The 16252-nt window shown below is 60.9% G+C and carries 14 protein-coding genes, 1 other RNA gene and 1 pseudogene; 12 read left to right on the top strand and 4 right to left on the bottom strand.

The window, feature by feature from the left end; genetic code table 11:
• Positions 1–78: 78 nt before the first annotated feature.
• The 5 genes from mqnC (at position 79) to E8L22_RS03985 (ending at position 4868) form a co-directional block, all read left to right on the top strand.
• Positions 79–1143 (top strand): cyclic dehypoxanthinyl futalosine synthase, encoded by a 1065-nt coding sequence (gene mqnC / locus E8L22_RS04005; RefSeq protein WP_136523949.1) that lies wholly within the window; start codon positions 79–81, stop codon positions 1141–1143.
• A gap of 74 nt (positions 1144–1217) precedes the next feature.
• Positions 1218–2270 carry a histidinol-phosphate transaminase gene (gene hisC, locus E8L22_RS04000; protein WP_136523948.1) on the top strand — a complete coding sequence of 351 codons (1053 nt, stop codon included), beginning with the start codon at positions 1218–1220 and terminating at the stop codon, positions 2268–2270.
• A gap of 171 nt (positions 2271–2441) precedes the next feature.
• Entirely contained in the window at positions 2442–3575 is a 1134-nt protein-coding gene (locus E8L22_RS03995; protein WP_136523947.1) for a ribonuclease D, read from the top strand.
• A gap of 164 nt (positions 3576–3739) precedes the next feature.
• Positions 3740–4444 carry a DUF72 domain-containing protein gene (locus tag E8L22_RS03990; RefSeq protein WP_136523946.1) on the top strand — a complete coding sequence of 235 codons (705 nt, stop codon included), beginning with the start codon at positions 3740–3742 and terminating at the stop codon, positions 4442–4444.
• A gap of 97 nt (positions 4445–4541) precedes the next feature.
• On the top strand, positions 4542–4868 hold the full coding sequence (locus E8L22_RS03985; protein WP_136523945.1) for a hypothetical protein: 327 nt from the start codon (positions 4542–4544) through the stop codon (positions 4866–4868).
• Positions 4869–4881: 13 nt separating this feature from the next.
• On the opposite strand, the gene E8L22_RS03980 is transcribed toward E8L22_RS03985, so the two are convergent.
• Both E8L22_RS03980 and prmA read right to left on the bottom strand, forming a co-directional pair.
• The gene (locus E8L22_RS03980) at positions 4882–5622 is read right to left on the bottom strand and encodes a 16S rRNA (uracil(1498)-N(3))-methyltransferase (RefSeq protein ID WP_136523944.1); all 741 of its coding nucleotides are present in this window, start codon (positions 5620–5622) and stop codon (positions 4882–4884) included.
• A gap of 3 nt (positions 5623–5625) precedes the next feature.
• Positions 5626–6546 carry a 50S ribosomal protein L11 methyltransferase gene (gene prmA, locus E8L22_RS03975; protein ID WP_136523943.1) on the bottom strand — a complete coding sequence of 307 codons (921 nt, stop codon included), beginning with the start codon at positions 6544–6546 and terminating at the stop codon, positions 5626–5628.
• Between the two features lie 270 nt (positions 6547–6816).
• Here prmA and E8L22_RS03970 point away from each other — a divergent pair, with 270 nt between their 5' ends.
• The 3 genes from E8L22_RS03970 to E8L22_RS03960 all read left to right on the top strand — a co-directional run bounded on the left by E8L22_RS03970 (position 6817) and on the right by E8L22_RS03960 (position 9884).
• Positions 6817–7629: a pyruvate, water dikinase regulatory protein gene (locus tag E8L22_RS03970; protein ID WP_136523942.1), complete on the top strand. Its 813-nt coding sequence runs from the start codon at positions 6817–6819 to the stop codon at positions 7627–7629.
• Between the two features lie 35 nt (positions 7630–7664).
• Entirely contained in the window at positions 7665–8339 is a 675-nt protein-coding gene (locus E8L22_RS03965; protein ID WP_129125324.1) for a response regulator transcription factor, read from the top strand.
• A 165-nt stretch (positions 8340–8504) separates the two neighbouring features.
• Entirely contained in the window at positions 8505–9884 is a 1380-nt protein-coding gene (locus E8L22_RS03960) for a DegQ family serine endoprotease (protein ID WP_136523941.1), read from the top strand.
• 115 nt (positions 9885–9999) lie between these two features.
• Here the strand turns inward: E8L22_RS03960 and E8L22_RS03955 are convergent, their stop codons facing one another.
• Entirely contained in the window at positions 10000–11046 is a 1047-nt protein-coding gene (locus tag E8L22_RS03955) for a ribonuclease Z (protein ID WP_136523940.1), read from the bottom strand.
• A gap of 165 nt (positions 11047–11211) precedes the next feature.
• Positions 11212–11393, bottom strand: a non-coding RNA gene (ssrS, locus tag E8L22_RS03950) — 6S RNA.
• Positions 11394–11548: 155 nt separating this feature from the next.
• On the opposite strand from ssrS, the pseudogene E8L22_RS22005 reads away from it, so the two are divergent.
• The 4 genes and pseudogenes from E8L22_RS22005 (at position 11549) to E8L22_RS03925 (ending at position 16236) form a co-directional block, all read left to right on the top strand.
• Positions 11549–12142 (top strand): annotated as a pseudogene (locus E8L22_RS22005) (DUF507 family protein).
• 159 nt (positions 12143–12301) lie between these two features.
• Positions 12302–12592 carry a co-chaperone GroES gene (gene groES / locus E8L22_RS03935; RefSeq protein WP_136523937.1) on the top strand — a complete coding sequence of 97 codons (291 nt, stop codon included), beginning with the start codon at positions 12302–12304 and terminating at the stop codon, positions 12590–12592.
• 63 nt (positions 12593–12655) lie between these two features.
• Positions 12656–14299: a chaperonin GroEL gene (gene groL, locus E8L22_RS03930; protein WP_136523936.1), complete on the top strand. Its 1644-nt coding sequence runs from the start codon at positions 12656–12658 to the stop codon at positions 14297–14299.
• A 251-nt stretch (positions 14300–14550) separates the two neighbouring features.
• Positions 14551–16236 carry a HEAT repeat domain-containing protein gene (locus tag E8L22_RS03925; protein WP_136523935.1) on the top strand — a complete coding sequence of 562 codons (1686 nt, stop codon included), beginning with the start codon at positions 14551–14553 and terminating at the stop codon, positions 16234–16236.
• The last annotated feature ends 16 nt before the right edge of the window (positions 16237–16252 follow it).

The raw sequence follows: 16252 nt of genomic DNA, 5'->3' as shown, positions 1-16252 counted from the left end.
ACCAGCTCCACTGCCTCACCAGGTCCACCGGGTCCACACCCCGTTGCTCGCGAGCCGAAAGAAAATGGCAGGTTTACCATGCTCAAAACCATAAAAGATAAAGTAGCCTCCGGCGCCGAACTGACCCGTGAAGAAGCCCTCTGGTGCCTCACCGAGGGGGACCTCGTTGCCGTCGGTCGCATCGCCGACACTATCCGCCGCACCATGCACCCGGATGGGTGCGTGAGCTTCGTGGTCGACCGCAACGTCAATTACACCAACGTCTGCGAGTCGCAGTGCAAGTTCTGCGCGTTCTACAGAAACGCCGACTCCCCCGACGCCTACCTGCTGGAAAACGGCGAAATCATGGCGAAGATCCAGGAACTCGTGGACCAGGGGGGCACCCAGCTCCTGATGCAGGGAGGGCTGCATCCTTCCCTCGACGTCACCTATTTCGAGAAGCTCTTCCGAGAGATCAAGCGCCGCTTCCCCGGCGTGCAGAACCACTCGCTCTCTCCCGCGGAGATCACCCATGTCGCCAAGCTCTCCGGACTCTCCATCCCCGAAACGCTCGCGCGCCTCAACGAGGCGGGGCTCGATTCCGTCCCGGGCGGCGGCGCCGAGATCCTCGTGGACAGCGTGCGCGCCGAGATCTCCCCGAAGAAGATCGGGTGGCAGGGATGGGCGACGGTGATGCACGAGGCGGCGAAACTCGGGATGTCCACCACGGCGACTATGATGTTCGGCAGCAAGGAGCGCATCGAGGACGTCGTCGAGCACCTGTTCCGGGTGCGCGACCTGCAGGCCGAAGGTGGCAGTTTCACCGCCTTCATCCCCTGGACCTATCAGCCGGGGAACACCGAGCTTGGCGGCGAGACGGCGAGCGGCGTTGAATACCTGAAGGTGCTGGCGCTCTCCCGCATCGTGCTGCGCAACATCAAAAACATCCAGGCAAGCTGGGTGACCCAGGGAGCCAAGATGGCCCAGGTCGCCCTCTTCTTCGGCGCGAATGACGTCGGGGGGACCATGCTCGAGGAGAATGTCGTCGCCGCGGCGGGATGTCGCTTCCGCATGTCGCAGCAGCAGATGATCGAACTGATCAAGGGCGCCGGCTTCACGCCGGTCCGACGCACCACCCTCTACCGGGAGCTTGAGCGCTACTAAACGCGGCGATCTTTGACTTTCCCGTTGAAATTTGGTTATATTCACACCCTGAATCTGCCAGCAAAGGAGTTGCCATGAGTGCCCTGCGAAAAAATATCGCAGATATGGCAGGCTATGTCCCCGGCTTCCAGCCCGAAGATGCGGCCTCCTACATCAAGCTCAACACGAACGAGAACCCCTATCCGCCGTCACCGCGGGTGATCGAGGCGATAAACGCCGAGGTCGGCGAGGGGCTGCGCCGCTACCCGGATGCCGCGAGCCGCATGGCCCGCGAGGAAGCCGGCAGGCTGTACGGATTCGATCCATCATGGATCATCATGGCCAACGGTTCGGATGAGGTGCTGAACAACCTGATCCGCGCCTTCGCCGGCGAGGGTGAAGAGGTCGCCTACATCCATCCCTCCTATTCTTATTACGGGACGCTTGCCGAGATCCAGGGCGCTAGGGTGCGCACCTTCGGGCTCTCCGAGGCGTTCGAGCCGCAGGGGATTCCGGAGCGCTACGACGCGAAGCTCTTTTTCCTCACCAATCCGAACGCGCCGCTTGGCTTCACCTACAGCCAGAAGTACATAGCGGATCTGGCCGGCCGGCTCTCCGGGGTACTCGTCGTGGACGAGGCGTACGCCGATTTCGCCGAGGAGACCTCGCTCGAGCTCGTGCGCTCCCTGGACAACGTCGTGGTCACCCGGACCTTCTCCAAGAGCTACTCGCTCGCCGGGATGAGGCTCGGCCTCGCCATCGCCCGTCCCGAGGTGATCGCTGCGCTCAACAAGATCCGCGACCACTACAACCTGGACCGCCTGGCCCAGACCGCCGCTGCCGCCGCGCTGAGCGATCAGGAGTATTTCCGCGGATGCGTCGCAAAGATCAAGGAGACGCGCGCCTGGTTCACCGCCGAGCTTGAAAAGATCGGCTACCACGTGATCCCTTCCAGCGGGAACTACGTCTTTGCCTCCCCCCCCGACCGAGACGGCACCCGCGTCTACCAAGGGCTCTACGACAGAAAGATCCTCGTGCGGCACTTCACCGACCCGAAGCTCAGCCACGGCCTGCGTATCAGCATCGGGACGAAAGAGGAGATGGAGCGCACCGTGCAGGCCCTGGTCGAGATCGGCCCGGGGCGGTAAACCGTCTCCTGGACGAGAAGTTTTTTCACAAAAAAGAAATTCAGGCACTTGTGTACTAGGTGAAAAAGTTGTAATCTTTGCGGCTGGCGCGTCGACTGGCTCAGCCAGCCGGCATCCTGCCCAGCTAACCATTTTGACCGCATATAGAGATGCAGAAACGGACGGAGACTTTTGCAGAACAGACATAAAGCTACAAATCCCGCAGCGGCAGACCTCATCACCGACCAAAAGACCCTGGATGAACTCGTTGAGCGGCTCGCGAAAGAGACGGTTCTGGCTTTCGATCTCGAGGCTGACTCGCTGCACCACTACACCGAGAAGGTATGCTTGATCCAGGTCTCTTCCGAGCAGGAAAACCGCCTGATCGATCCGCTGGCCGACCTCGATGTGAGGGTACTTGCCCCCATTTTCGCGAACCCCGCCATTAAGAAGATCTTCCACGGCGCTGACTACGACATGCGCTCGCTGTACCGCGACTTCGGCATCGAGGTCGTAAACCTGTTCGACACCATGATCGCCAGCCAATTCCTGGGCGAGAGCGAGTTCGGCCTGGCGGCGCTGCTGAAGAAGCGTTTCGGGGTGGAGTTGGACAAGCGTTACCAGAAGGCGGACTGGAGCAAGCGTCCCTTCTCGCCGGAGATGCTGGAATACGCCATGAAGGACACCTCTCTCCTCATCCCGCTTTACCGTCAGCTCGAACAGGAACTGGTCGGCAAGGGGCGTCTCACCTGGGTGGAGGAGGAGTCGGAGCTGGTGGCCGGGGTGCGTTCTCCTTCGCGCGAGGGGGAGCTTATGTGTCTGCGCTTCAAGGGGGCCAACAAGATGAAGCCGCGCGAGCTCGCCGTCCTTGAGGAGCTCTTGAAGTTCCGCGACGAGAAGGCGCGTACCGCCGATGTCCCTCCATTCCGTATTCTGAGCAACGACCTGCTGCGCGAGCTGGCGGAGAAGCAGCCGAGGAACAACTTCGAGCTGGTCGGCATCCACAGCATGTCCTCAAAGCTTATCGAACGTCTGGGTCGCGGCCTGCTGCAGGCGGTCGCCGCCGGTCTCGCGGTGCCGCAGGATAAGCTCCCCCAGGTCCAGCAGTCGCGTCGTCCGGTGCTGGACCGGATCCAGGATGAAAAGGTGAAACGGCTCAAGGTCTGGCGCGAGGCGAAGTCGGCCCAGCTCGGGCTCGGCGTCGGTCTTGTCGCTAACAACACGCTGCTGGAGGCCCTGGCCGAGCCCGGCTCCTCGCAGAACGCGCTTTTGAAGCGCTGGCAGCGCGAGGCCTTCGGCGACGAGCTCGCTTCTCTCATTTCCTAAAAGACCGTACATATCGCTGTGCTGAAAAGGCGGGTTCCTGTGAACCCGCCTTTTTTCGTAAATGAGCCTCGCCGCCCGTTCTTTTCCATTAGAACTCCTTGTGCGGGGCAAGGGGTGCTGTATAAATATGAAGCTGAAGTGGGAAGCGATCGGCGGAGGAGCAGATGGCTCTATACGTAGGGACCAGCGGGTTCTCGTACGCGGCATGGAAGGGGAGCTTCTACCCCGAGCACCTCGCGGGGCAACACATGCTCTCCTTTTACGGCACGCGCTTCAACGGTGTGGAGATCAACAACACCTTCCACCGGATGCCGAAACCCTCGTTGCTGGAAGGGTGGCGCGGTGAGGTACCGGAAGGGTTCCGGTTCGCGCTCAAGGCGCCGCAGAGCATCACCCACGTTCGGCGCCTGCGCGAGGTCGACGACGCGGTCTCTTATTTCTTCGACGTGGCCGGGGTGCTTGGAGAGCGGCTGGGGGCGGTGCTGTTCCAGATACCACCGAGCCTGAAGAAGGACGTCCCCCTGCTGCACGACTTTCTGTCCCTGGTCCCTCCCGGGCGCCGGGTCGCCCTGCAGTTTCGCAACCGCTCCTGGCTTGATGACGAGGTTTTCTCCCTGCTGCAGCGAAACGATGCGGCGCTATGCCTGGTGGACAGCGAGGAAGACGAAGCGATGCCTGACGTGGCGACTGCCGGGTGGGGATACCTGAGGCTACGGCGTCCGGAGTACGGCGCTGCGGAGTTGGGGCGCTGGGTAGACTTGGTCAACCGGCAGAGGTGGCGCGACGCTTTTGTCTTCTTCAAACATGAGGATGCGGCAAAGGGCCCCATGTTCGCGCGACAGTTTCTCGATATCGTTGCAGGGGGATGAGGAAAACGGGGGCAGTAGCGTGCCCCAGGAACGACCTGAAAAATGACTATGCTCAGAGCCGATTCCGGCTCGAGGAAGGCAAATAAGGGAGGTAAAGATGAGCATCTGGAGCGTGGCGAAGATAGCGGCGACGAAGATCCCGTGGGGAAGGGTGTTCGAGAACCTCCCTGTAGTGGTCGAGATGGCGAACAGGGCCAAGGGGCGGTTCATGGGGGAAGGCGCGGCAAGCGACCTGGAGGCGAGGGTGCAGCAGCTCCACGAGGAGAACCGCAAACTGGAGAAGGCGCTTCTTGAGACCTCCGGGCACCTGCAACTTGCCGTTAAGACGCTGAAGGTGGTGCTGGCCCGTCAGAAAGTTTTGATGGCTGCCACGGCGGTTTCTTTGGTGGTGGCCATCGCAGCGCTGGTGGTGGCGCTCAACTGAGGATTACCACCTGCTACCTGATGTCGCCCCAGTGGAACTGCAGGATTGAGACCATGGCAAGCCCCGCGGTCTCGGTGCGCAGGATCCGCTTGCCGAGGGTGACCGGGGTGAAACCGCAGGCCAGCGCCTCCTGTACTTCCTCTGGGCTCAAGCCTCCCTCCGGGCCAACGACGATCGCCACGCTCTTTGGCTCCGTGTGATGGGCCAGCGTTTCCCGCAGCGTGTTTTCGTCCTCCCCTTCCCACAAGAGCAGCTTCACATCCTGCCGCGATTCCTTGAGCACTTCCTTCAGATTCCCGCCTATCGCGACCCTTGGCGCGGCACTCCGCCCCGACTGCCGGGCCGCTTCCTGCACGATCTTCTCGAAACGCGCAAGTTTTCCTGCCGTCTTCTCACCGCGGAATTTAACGATGGAGCGCGCACCGTCGAAGGTGACCACCTCGGATATGCCGAGTTCGGTGCACTTTTGTAGGATGAGGTCCAGCTTCTCCCCCTTCGGGAGCCCCTGGTAGAGGGTGATGCTGAGTGCGGGGTCTTCTACAGCAGGTGCGGCGCTTGCGGCGATGCGGACGGTGAGGGTTTTTGCCCCCACCTCCGCGATAGTGCCGCAGTGCCTCACCCCGCCGGCGTCGATGAGCTCAACCTCGGCCCCTTCTTTGAGCCGCAGCACGCGGGCCATGTGCCGGTAGAGCTCACCGGTGACGACGGCTTCACCGTCACTGATGGCGTTGTCGCCCAGGAAAAAGCTGCGCATCCGCTACTGGGGCTTTCTCAGGGTTAGGCAGGACCACTCGGCCTCCCTGGGGTTTTCCACGAGGGTGAGCGAGGGAAAGCCGGCAAGGACAAACTCTTCCTTCTCGGTCAGGATACCGGAAAGGATGAGCCATCCGTCGGGAGCGACGCGGGAGATGAGCTGGTCGGAGAGTCGTACGAGTTCCTCGGCGAGGATGTTGGCGACCACCACGGGGTAGCTGCCCGGGAGCTTGCCAAGGTCCGTGGTGGACGCGGCCACCCGGTCGGCCACACCGTTCAGCTCGAGATTTTCCTGGGTGACGCGCACCGCCTCGGGGTCGATGTCGACGGCGGTAATGGCGTCGGCGCCGAGAAGGGCGGCGGCTATGCTGAGCACGCCGGAGCCGGTCCCGACGTCGAGAACGGGGGAGGGGAGCACGCCGCCGCAATGGTCGAGGGCGATCCGCTCCATAGACTCGAGGCACATCTTGGTCGTGGGATGGGCACCGGTGCCGAACGCCATGCCGGGGTCGATCTGGATCACCAAGTCGCCTGCCACCTCCTGGTATTCCTCCCAGGTCGGTTTGATGACCAGACGCCTGCCGATACGGACCGGCTTGAAGTGCACCTTCCAGTTGTTGGCCCAGTCTTCGTTCTTGATGACGGTGACGACGGGAGGCTTGTAGACGTACCCCTCGAATTCGGGCCCGCGCGTGGCGAGGAACTGCTCCACCTTGATGCGCATGTCCTCCAGGGAGTCGTCGAGAGGGAGGTACCCCTTGACGGTTTTGATGCTGCTATCCTCGAGGGAATCTAGGGAAAAGGTATCGAGATGCATGTTGTCGATGCCGACGCCGTTGCCGGTCAGTTCGACGAGGAAGTCCGCTAATGTGTCCACCATTTCGGCGGGGACGTCGCAGGCGATTTCGGCCCAGTCCGTGGTCATAATGAGTTTTTGTCTCCTTTGGGGTTTGCGAGTGCCGGATTAAACTAGCAGAGAAATAAAGGAAATGGCAATGAAAACCTTGACATCCAAAAAAAGTCGGGCGTAATTATAATTAAAATTTTTCGGGCATGTGTCGATAAGAAAAATCGAGAAGCTTTTCCCATTAAATTTTAGTTTTGCCTAAAATGAAAAAACATGGTATATATCTAATGAATTTGGCCGGGCGGGCGGTAAGAACCCAGTAAGGCCGCGGATTTTGGGTGATTAAAGATGTATCACGTCTATTTACTTTCGGATGCAACGGGTGAGACGGTGGAGAGGGTGGCGCGGGCCGCGCTGACCCAATTCAAGGACGTGGACGTCCGGCTGCGCCGGGTCGGGCAGATAAGGAACCAGGAAGACATCCTGAAGGCTCTGGACGAGGTCGCCAAGACCCCCGGCATAATCTTCTACACCCTGGTCAACACGGAACTGGCGCAGTTCGTACGAAACGAATGCGAGGCAAGGCAGCTCGATGCGGTGGACCTCATCACGCCGCTTCTCTTCAAGCTTGCCGAGTTTCTGGAAATGAGGCCGCAGAAGCTTCCCGGCCTGCAGTACGAGATGAACTCGGAGTACTACCGCCGCATGGAGGCGGTTGATTTCACGGTAAAGCAGGATGACGGCCAGGAGCCGCGCAACCTGCACAAGGCCGACATCGTTCTGGTCGGGGTGTCCCGCTCCTCCAAAACGCCACTTTCCATGTACCTGGCGCACAAGGGGTACAAAGTGGCGAACGTCCCGATCATACAGGGGATCGACCCGCCGCCGGAGCTGGAAGAAGTTGAGCCGGAGCGGGTGGTTGGCCTTATCATCAGCACCCAGCGGCTGGTAGACATCCGTTCGGCGCGCCTGAGAAACCTCAGGCAGAGCCCGCGCGGCAGTTACGCGGATTTCAGGCTGGTCGAAGAGGAGCTGGCGTACTGCCGGCGCTTTTACCGGGACCACCCCGCATGGCTGGTCATCGATGTAACCAACAAATCCGTTGAGGAGTCCGCGGCAGAGATCCTGAGCCGGCTCCATGGTGATATCAGGCACGATTAGAGGTCGACATATTTAACAAAGAGAGGGAAAACAACATGAAAATTCTGGTGGTTGAAGACGAGAAGAAGGTTGCCAGCTTCATAAAGCGCGGGCTCGAAGAAGAGCAGTACGAAGTCACCACCGCGGCGGACGGTGAAGAGGGGCTGAAACTTGCGTTGGAGAAGCCGTTCGACCTGATCGTGCTCGACTGGATGCTCCCGAAAAAGGACGGCCTGTCCGTTCTGAAGGAGCTCAGGGAGCGGAAGAACGTCACCCCGATCCTGATGCTGACCGCAAAGGACTCCGTAGAAGATATCGTGGCTGGTCTTGATTCCGGTTCCGACGACTACCTGACCAAGCCGTTCGCGTTCGCCGAGCTGCTCGCCCGCGTCCGTGCACTGATGAGGAGGAGCGAGCTCGACCGCGGTGCCGAGATCCGTTTCGCCGACCTGCGTCTTGACCCGGTAACCCACAAGGTGTGGCGCAAGGACAAGGAGATCGACCTTACCGCGAAGGAGTACGGCCTGCTCGAGTACTTCATGCGCAACCCGCACCAGGTGCTCACCAGGACCATGATCGCCGAGCACGTCTGGGACTACACCTTCGACAGCTTCACCAACATCATCGACGTCTACGTGAACTACCTGCGTAAGAAGATCGACCGCGACGCCGACAAGAAGCTCATCCACACCGTGAGGGGGGTAGGCTACATCCTCAAAGAAGAAGAATAAACAGAGGCCGAAGGCACCTGCCCTGCTGAATAAAACGGACCTTTTCCAGTCGAAACACGACCGGGAGGGGTCCGTTTTTCTTTGGAAGCGGTACAGTGTCGGGAGTCTTGACAAAGTACGGGAGCGGTATTAGCTTTACCCTACTCAAACTCTCAGGAGGTAGCCATGCAGGCAGCAATCGTAGCAAGATTCCTGGTGTTAAGCTTATTCCTCTCCTCAGTATTCTCGGCCGTGGCTGGAGCCGCGCCCCTCACCCCCGACTTTGCCAAGCTGGCTAAGAAACTGAAGCCGGCGGTAGTCAACATCAGCACTTCAAAGACGGTAGGCATGAAGAAGCACCCGAACGTAGGTCCCGGCGGCGATCCCTTCCAGGACTACTTCGAAAAGTTCTTCGAGACGCCCAGGCAGCACCCCTACAAGCAAAGGAGCATGGGCTCCGGCTTCATCATCAGCGACGACGGTTACCTGATCACCAACAACCACGTGGTGAAGGATGCCGACGAGATCAAGGTCAAGCTCTCCGACGGCCGCGAATTCAAGGGCGAGGTGAAGGGACGCGACGACAAGCTCGACCTCGCACTGATAAAGATCGCCGCCAAGGGGCACCTGCCGGTGGCACCTTTGGGGGACAGCGACAAGATCGAGGTCGGGGACTGGGTCATGGCGATCGGCAACCCCTTCGGTCTCGCGCAGACGGTGACCGCGGGGATCATCAGCGCCCAGGGGCGCGTTATCGGCAGCGGGCCCTATGACGACTTCATCCAGACCGACGCCTCGATCAACCCCGGCAACTCCGGCGGTCCCCTCTTCAACACCGACGGCGAGGTAATCGGGATCAACACCGCCATCGTCTCGGGCGGCCAGGGGATCGGCTTCGCCATCCCGATCAACATGGCCAAGGACATCCTGCCCCAGTTGAAGGAGAGCGGCAAAGTGACCCGCGGATGGCTCGGCGTGTCGGTGCAGCAGGTGACCCAGGATCTCGCCCAGTCCTTCGGTATGGAAGGGGAGGCGGGGGCGCTTGTCGCCGAAGTGATCAAGGACAGCCCCGCCGAGAAGGCTGGTGTCAAGGGTGGGGACATCATCCTCGAGTACGACGGTCACCACATCAAGGAGATGAGCGAGCTGCCGCGCCGCGTTGCTGCAACTGCGGTGGGGAAAACGGTGAAACTGGTGGTGCTGCGTGACGGCAAGCAGGTGCCGTTGCAGGTCACCATCGAGAAGTTGAAGGACGGCGAGGAGGAAGACGCCGCGGTGAGCGGCGACCGTCTCGGCCTCAAAGTGGCCGATCTCTCGGCGGAGCGTGCGCAGCAGCTGAGGCTCCAGGGCGACAAGGGGGTGCTTGTTACCGATGTCGATGCGGATAGCCTGGCCGAGCGTGCCGGCATCGTCGAGGGGGACGTGATCCGGGAGATCAACGGCGTCAGGATCACCAGCGTTAAGGATTACAGCAAGTCGATTGCGGCCGTGAAGAAGGGTGGTTACCTGAAGATGCTGCTCAAAAGGGGCGAAGCCTCCCTGTTCGTCGCTCTCAGGATCGACTAGGTCGCGCACAATAAAATCAGGAGACAAAAGGGGATCCGGTGTGCCGGGTCCCCTTTTTTAGTTCTGCGGAGCATGCAGCCCCCTCACCTACGGTCCCTCTCCAGCTTTCGCGGGCCTAAGCGCTCCGGCGTGCAGGCCCGGGGGCGAGAGGGTGCCGGTCGTGCCCGCTTCCGAAGGCCTCCGCCACTTCCCGGCGCAGCTCCTCTTCCGCGCCCAGGTGTCGCGGGGAGAAGTGGAAGGGGATCGCGCGCGCGGCACCGGCCTCGCGTGCGAGGGTCCCGGCCTGCCTGGCGGTCAGGTGCGCGCGCTCGCGGGCGCGCTCCCGGTCAGCATCGAGAAAGACCGCCTCGATGAAGAAGTAGTCCGCCCCGCGTGCTAGTTCCACGATGCGGCGGCGGTTTTCCGGCGTGTACGCGGTGTCGGTCACGTAGGCGATCTTTTCCCCCGGGACCACCTGCAGCACCTGCTCCTTCAGCTCGCCGAGTAAGAGCCCGCGCGCCCCTCCTGAGGGTAAGGGCACCGTGAACACGGTATCGTCCGGCGCACCGCGCAACACAGCGCGCTTCACCTCGGAGAGCCACGCGCCCACCGGCAGACCGAGTGCGGTGAGCCTGTTCTTCATGAAGTTTACGTGCAGCTTCTCCTCGAACGCGTAGCCGAGGCATGGGATGCTGTGCTCCAGGAATGTGACGGTGAGCCTCAGGTTCTCCTCCTCGTGGACCACTCCGTCGCGGAACGGGAACTCTTCCTCATCTTCCCGGGCGAAGACGCGCCGGGAGCTGAAGCGGGCGCGTCGGGCCATCCCTTCGGGATGCAGTTCGATGACGGTGATGACAAACTCGGTCGGATAGCTCTGGATAAGGTTCCAGCTGTAGGAGGCGAGCCGGTGCTCCACCTGGCTCAGGATGCCGGGCGGCCCGAAGAGGCGGAGCGTCATATCCCGTCCGAGCATGATGCGTAGCATCAGATCGAAGCCGATGAAGTGGTCGATGTGGGTGTGGGAGATGCAGACGTCGGTCAGCCTCAGGATCTTCCGTGCGCCAAGAGAGGCGATCTCGCCCAGGTCGAAGAGGAGCGCACGCCGTGCGAACTGGAAGTCGACATAGACCCCGGGGTCGCCAAAGGGTGGGTTGACGAGCCTGGGGAGGAAGTGGGGAGTCATGCGGCCTCCTTAACAGCCGTTCTACGTTCTACGTTCTACGTTCTACGTTCTGCGTTCTGCGTTACGTCGACGACGGGAGGCGGAGCAACTCCTGCTATATATCCATATGGGGCCGAGCGCAAGACGAAAAAAGGGGATCCGTTTCCGGATCCCCTCAGTGCTACAGCTCTCTCCGCCTTGTCGTTTGGTTGGGGGGCCTCACAGCGAGTTCCCATTCAGGTGGGTTCCTGTAGGTCGCTTTAGGCAATTCCCGCGCAATGGGGCAGCACACCACGACCGAAACAGGCTCCCGTACAAAAAATTATTCCGCAGGGGCGTTAATAACCTCACGGACAACGCAGAGAGAGCAAGTAAGTGGCTGTATTGTAGCGTCGCCCAAATGTGAAAGCAACATTGTTTTCTTTAATGTGAATTGTTGTGCCACCGGCCCCAAAACTGTTGCAATTTTGACCGGTTGACGTAGAATGCGCCGAACGAAAAATCCTCATAAACGGGAGGGAAGATGCGTCTTAAAGAGGAGCAGATCGCACGTCTGGCGGAGAAGGTTCTGGGCGATTTGGAACGAGCCCAACTCGTGGAGCAGAAGCAGGGGCGTGGCGCCGTGCTTACCGCCATCAAAGCGGCCATCGCGCAGGATCTGAAGCGGGAAGAGGACCTTGAGCGCGATGCCGAGGCGCTTCTCGAACAGACCCTGAAGGCGACGGGAGGGGCGGGGATCGACCGGCACAGGATGTTGAAGATGATCAAGGACAAACTGGCCAAGGAGAGGAAGATCGTCCTGTGATAACCGGTGTCGTCGGTAAAGCAAACCAAGGAGCCCACCATGCACATCTCTGAAGACCGCATCTCGCACATAGCCCACAAGATATACGACAAGCTCTACAACGACGACCTGGCCGATTTTCCGGACGAGCGGCGCGCCCTGGAAGCGATCAAGGGGTCGATCGAGGGTTTCTTCTCCATCATGGAACAGGTGGATCAGGCTGTGCGCGTGAAACTCTCCTCCTACAGCCAGGCCAAGGTTCCCGGAAGCCGGGAATGGGAGATCCTGTACCAGAAGTTTTACGCGGAGGAGCTGGCAAAAAGGAAGTGGTAACGCTGGAATAGCACGCGGAAAAATAATTTGGAGAGCGCCCTTGATTTTTGAGGGCATGCTGTTTATATTTAGCAGGTCTTTAGCACTCAGTGGTTTTGAGTGCTAATATTTTTTCAATATCAAGAGATCGTATGTATCTCAAGAAAGGAGAGGAAAAGCATGAATCTTAGACCGCTGCAGGACCGTATCATCGTGAAGAGGGTTGAGGAAGCTACCATGACCGCCGGTGGGCTTTACATCCCGGAGACCGCCAAGGAAAAGCCGCAGCAGGGCGAAGTCGTGGCAGTCGGTAACGGGAAGAGGGGCGAGGACGGCAAGGTGTACCCGATCGATCTCAAGGTGGGCGACAAGGTGCTGTTCGGTAAGTACGCAGGGAGCGAGGTGAAGCTCGAGGGGGAGGATTACCTCATCATGCGTGAGGACGACATCCTCGGCGTTGTCGAGAAGTAATTCCTTCAAGCCCGCGCCATCACGCGCATCGCGATTCATAAAATTCCAAGGAGGATATATACAATGGCAGCAAAGATCATCAAGTTCGACCAGGAGGCGCGCAACTGCATCCTCAAAGGCGTCAACACCCTGGCAGATGCCGTTAAGGTGACCCTGGGCCCGAAGGGGCGCAACGTCGTCATCGAGAAGTCCTACGGTGCACCGCTCATCACCAAGGACGGCGTGACCGTCGCCAAAGAGATCGAGCTCGAAGACAAGTTCGAGAACATGGGCGCGCAGCTGGTGAAGGAAGTCGCCTCCAAGACCTCCGACGTCGCCGGTGACGGCACCACCACCGCAACCGTTCTCGCCCAGGCCATCTACCGCCAGGGCGCCAAGCTGGTCGCTGCCGGCCACAACCCGATGGAGATCAAGCGCGGTCTCGACCAGGCCGTAGAGGCGCTGGTAGCCGAGCTGAAGAGCATCTCCAAGCCGATCAAGGACCACAAGGAAATCGCACAGGTCGGCACCATCTCCGCCAACAACGACAAGACCATCGGCGACATCATCGCCGAGGCCATGGAGAAGGTCGGCAAGGAAGGGGTCATCACCGTCGAGGAAGCCAAAGCGATGGAGACCACCCTTGAGACCGTCGAGGGTATGCAGTTTGACCGCGGCTACCTCTCCCCGTACTTCGTGACCGATCCGGAGCGCATGGAAGCGGCCATGGACAACGTCGCGATCCTGATCCACGACAAGAAGATCTCCAACATGAAGGACCTCCTCCCGGTTCTCGAGCAGACCGCCAAGTCCGGCCGTCCGCTGCTGATCATCGCCGAGGACATCGAGGGCGAGGCGCTGGCCACCCTGGTGGTCAACAAGCTGCGCGGCGTGCTGAACGTCTGCGCCGTCAAGGCCCCGGGCTTCGGCGACCGCAGGAAAGCGATGCTCGAAGACATCGCCATCCTCACCGGCGGCAAGGTCATCTCCGAGGAAGTCGGCTTCAGGCTCGAGAACACCACCCTCGACATGCTCGGCCAGGCTAAGAAGATCACCGTCGACAAGGACAACACCACCATCATCGACGGCTACGGTGCCGAGGCGGACATCCAGGGACGCGTCAAGATGATCCGTGCCCAGATCGAGGAGACCTCCTCCGATTACGACCGCGAGAAGCTCCAGGAGCGTCTGGCGAAATTGGTCGGCGGCGTCGCCGTGATCAAGGTCGGTGCGGCTACCGAGATCGAGATGAAGGAGAAGAAGGCACGCGTAGAAGACGCTCTTCACGCGACCCGCGCGGCAGTCGACGAGGGCATCGTCCCTGGCGGCGGCGTGGCTTACCTGCGCGCCCTCAGAGTGCTGGACAACCTCAAACTCGCTCCCGAGCAGCAGTTCGGCGTCAACGTGATCAAGCGCGCCCTCGAGGAGCCGATCCGTCAGATCGCCCAGAACGCGGGCGTTGACGGCTCCATCGTGGTCGACAAGGTGAAAAACGGCCAGGAGGCCTTCGGCTACAACGCGGCCGACGACGTCTACGTCGACATGATCGAGGCCGGCATCATCGACCCGACCAAGGTCTCCAGGAGCGCGCTGCAGAACGCCGCTTCCGTGGCCGGTCTCATGATGACCACCGAGGCCATGATCGCCGACAAGCCGAGGGAAGAGCCGGCAATGCCGGCGATGCCGGGCGGCATGGGCGGTATGGGCGGCATGGGCGGCATGATGTAACCAAAGTCGTATTTGGCAGCAAAGGGGGGGCGACCGCAAGGTCGTCCCCCTTTTTTTTACCCGATCAACGACGGCCTCTGGCTGGTCCCTCTCCCGCTTTCGGGCCGAAGCCTCTCCTTTGTACCTTCCCCGTCCTTCTCATGAGAACGTCGTCTTTACATCCCCCCCTCCCGCCGCGTATACTACCCGGGCAAAGATGAGAACGACTCGGGCCGGAAACACATGAGGCATGGTAGCCGCCAGGGAAGGGCATGACGCAAGAGACGCTGCAACAAGAAGACACCATTGGCAAAGAGGAACACGCCTCGGTGGTGCAGATCATCCAGACCATGGTGAAGACCTCCAAGGCGCTCAGGATCTATCTGCCGAACAACCCGGTCCTCATCGGGTTCATCTCCGAGCTCGACACCAAGATGACGGTACACCTTGCGCGTTACGGTGAGCTGAGCCTGGAGGTTGACCCCTTCGCGCTTCGCTGCCAGGGCGCCAAGGTGTACGAGAACACCGATCCCAAAGAGAGCATCGCAAGTCGCCTCTACGCCGACGGCATCAGGGCCCTGTTCTTCGACCAGGGGGTGCAGAGCGCGGAACTCACCGCCTTCCTGGGGATCGCCGGTTTCGACCGCCCGAGCAACGACGACGATATCGTCACTCAGCTCTGGGAGCGTAACCTCCAGCACATAGGGTACCTGACCGAGGAGGATTTCCGGGAGGGTGCTCCGACCGAGGAGGCCGGCACCTCGGGGGACCAGCGCGAGGCGCTGGAACGTATCCGCCAGGCGCTCGCGGAGCAGCCCCCTCCCGCGCCGAGGATGATACCGAAACATCTCCTCATGCTGAACGTCGACGAGGAGAAATGGCTGCAGGGCGCGCTGGAAGCCGAGGGACGCTGCAACGGGCTGGATGACGTCATCGGCGTCCTGGCCGCGACTGTGGCGGGGACAAGGGACACCGAGCTCTACCGCGACTTCATCGCGATGATGGAGACCCTCGCCGTCACCTTGCTCCTCGCCGGCGACATGGGGCATGCCCTCAAGCTGGTCCGGTTCCTCGACCGGATGAGGCAGCGCATCGGTATCACAGAAGAACAGCGGACCCCGCTCGAAGCGGCGCTCGCCGCGGTCCTCTCCGACGCGACGGTCCAGACGCTGCAGGTCTCCCTGGACACCACCGATGCCCGCACCGGTTACGGCGAACTGAAGGAGTTGCTGCTGATCCTTGGGCTCCCCGCTCTCGGGCCGATCTGCGAACTGCTCGGCAGGGTGGAAAAGCTCAAGGTGCGCAAGCTGCTGATCGAGGTCCTGGTTGAACTCGGGCGCGAGGATCCGGCGGTGTTCCGCCCCTTCCTGAACGACCCGCGCTGGTACTTGGTACGGAACCTCGTGCTGATCCTCTCCCTGATCGGGACACCCGAGGCACTCAGGATGATCCTCGGGCTCACCTCGAACCGGGAGGCGCGCATCCGGCGCGAGGTGCTCGGGTTTCTTGAACGCACCGACGATGAAAAGTCCAAGCCGTACATCCTCAAGTACCTGCGCGACGAGTCGAGCGCGTTGCGCATCAAGGCGCTCCAGGTGCTGGCGCGTGAGCGGCTACCCTTCGCCTTGAAACCGATTGTCGCCCTGGCCGCGGCCGACGATTTCCAGGAGCGTCCCTTCCCGGAGCGGATGGCGGTCTGTCTGGCACTCGGCGAGCTGGGGCAGGAGCGTGCCATCCCGATGCTGCGCGAGCTGCTCATGAAACGTTATTGGTTCAACAAAGGGAGCGAAAAGGAGGCAGTGCAGCTCGCCCTTGCGGGGCTTGCGCGCATCAACGGTTCCGCCGTCCTCCCCCTTCTGGAGGAGGCGCGCAGCCAGAAAAGAGGGAGCGAGTTGCGCGAGCTTCTCGACCAGGCGGTGAGCGAAGCGAGGGCGGCCAAGATCGTGAGAAAGAGATGAGGGGGAGCGCGTGGTC

Origin of the sequence: Geomonas ferrireducens, from assembly GCF_004917065.1 — a bacterium.
In the GTDB taxonomy this organism is placed as follows: domain Bacteria; phylum Desulfobacterota; class Desulfuromonadia; order Geobacterales; family Geobacteraceae; genus Geomonas; species Geomonas ferrireducens.
The sequence above is the reverse complement of the archived record's forward strand: the minus strand, read 5'-3'. Positions and strand labels throughout refer to the sequence as shown.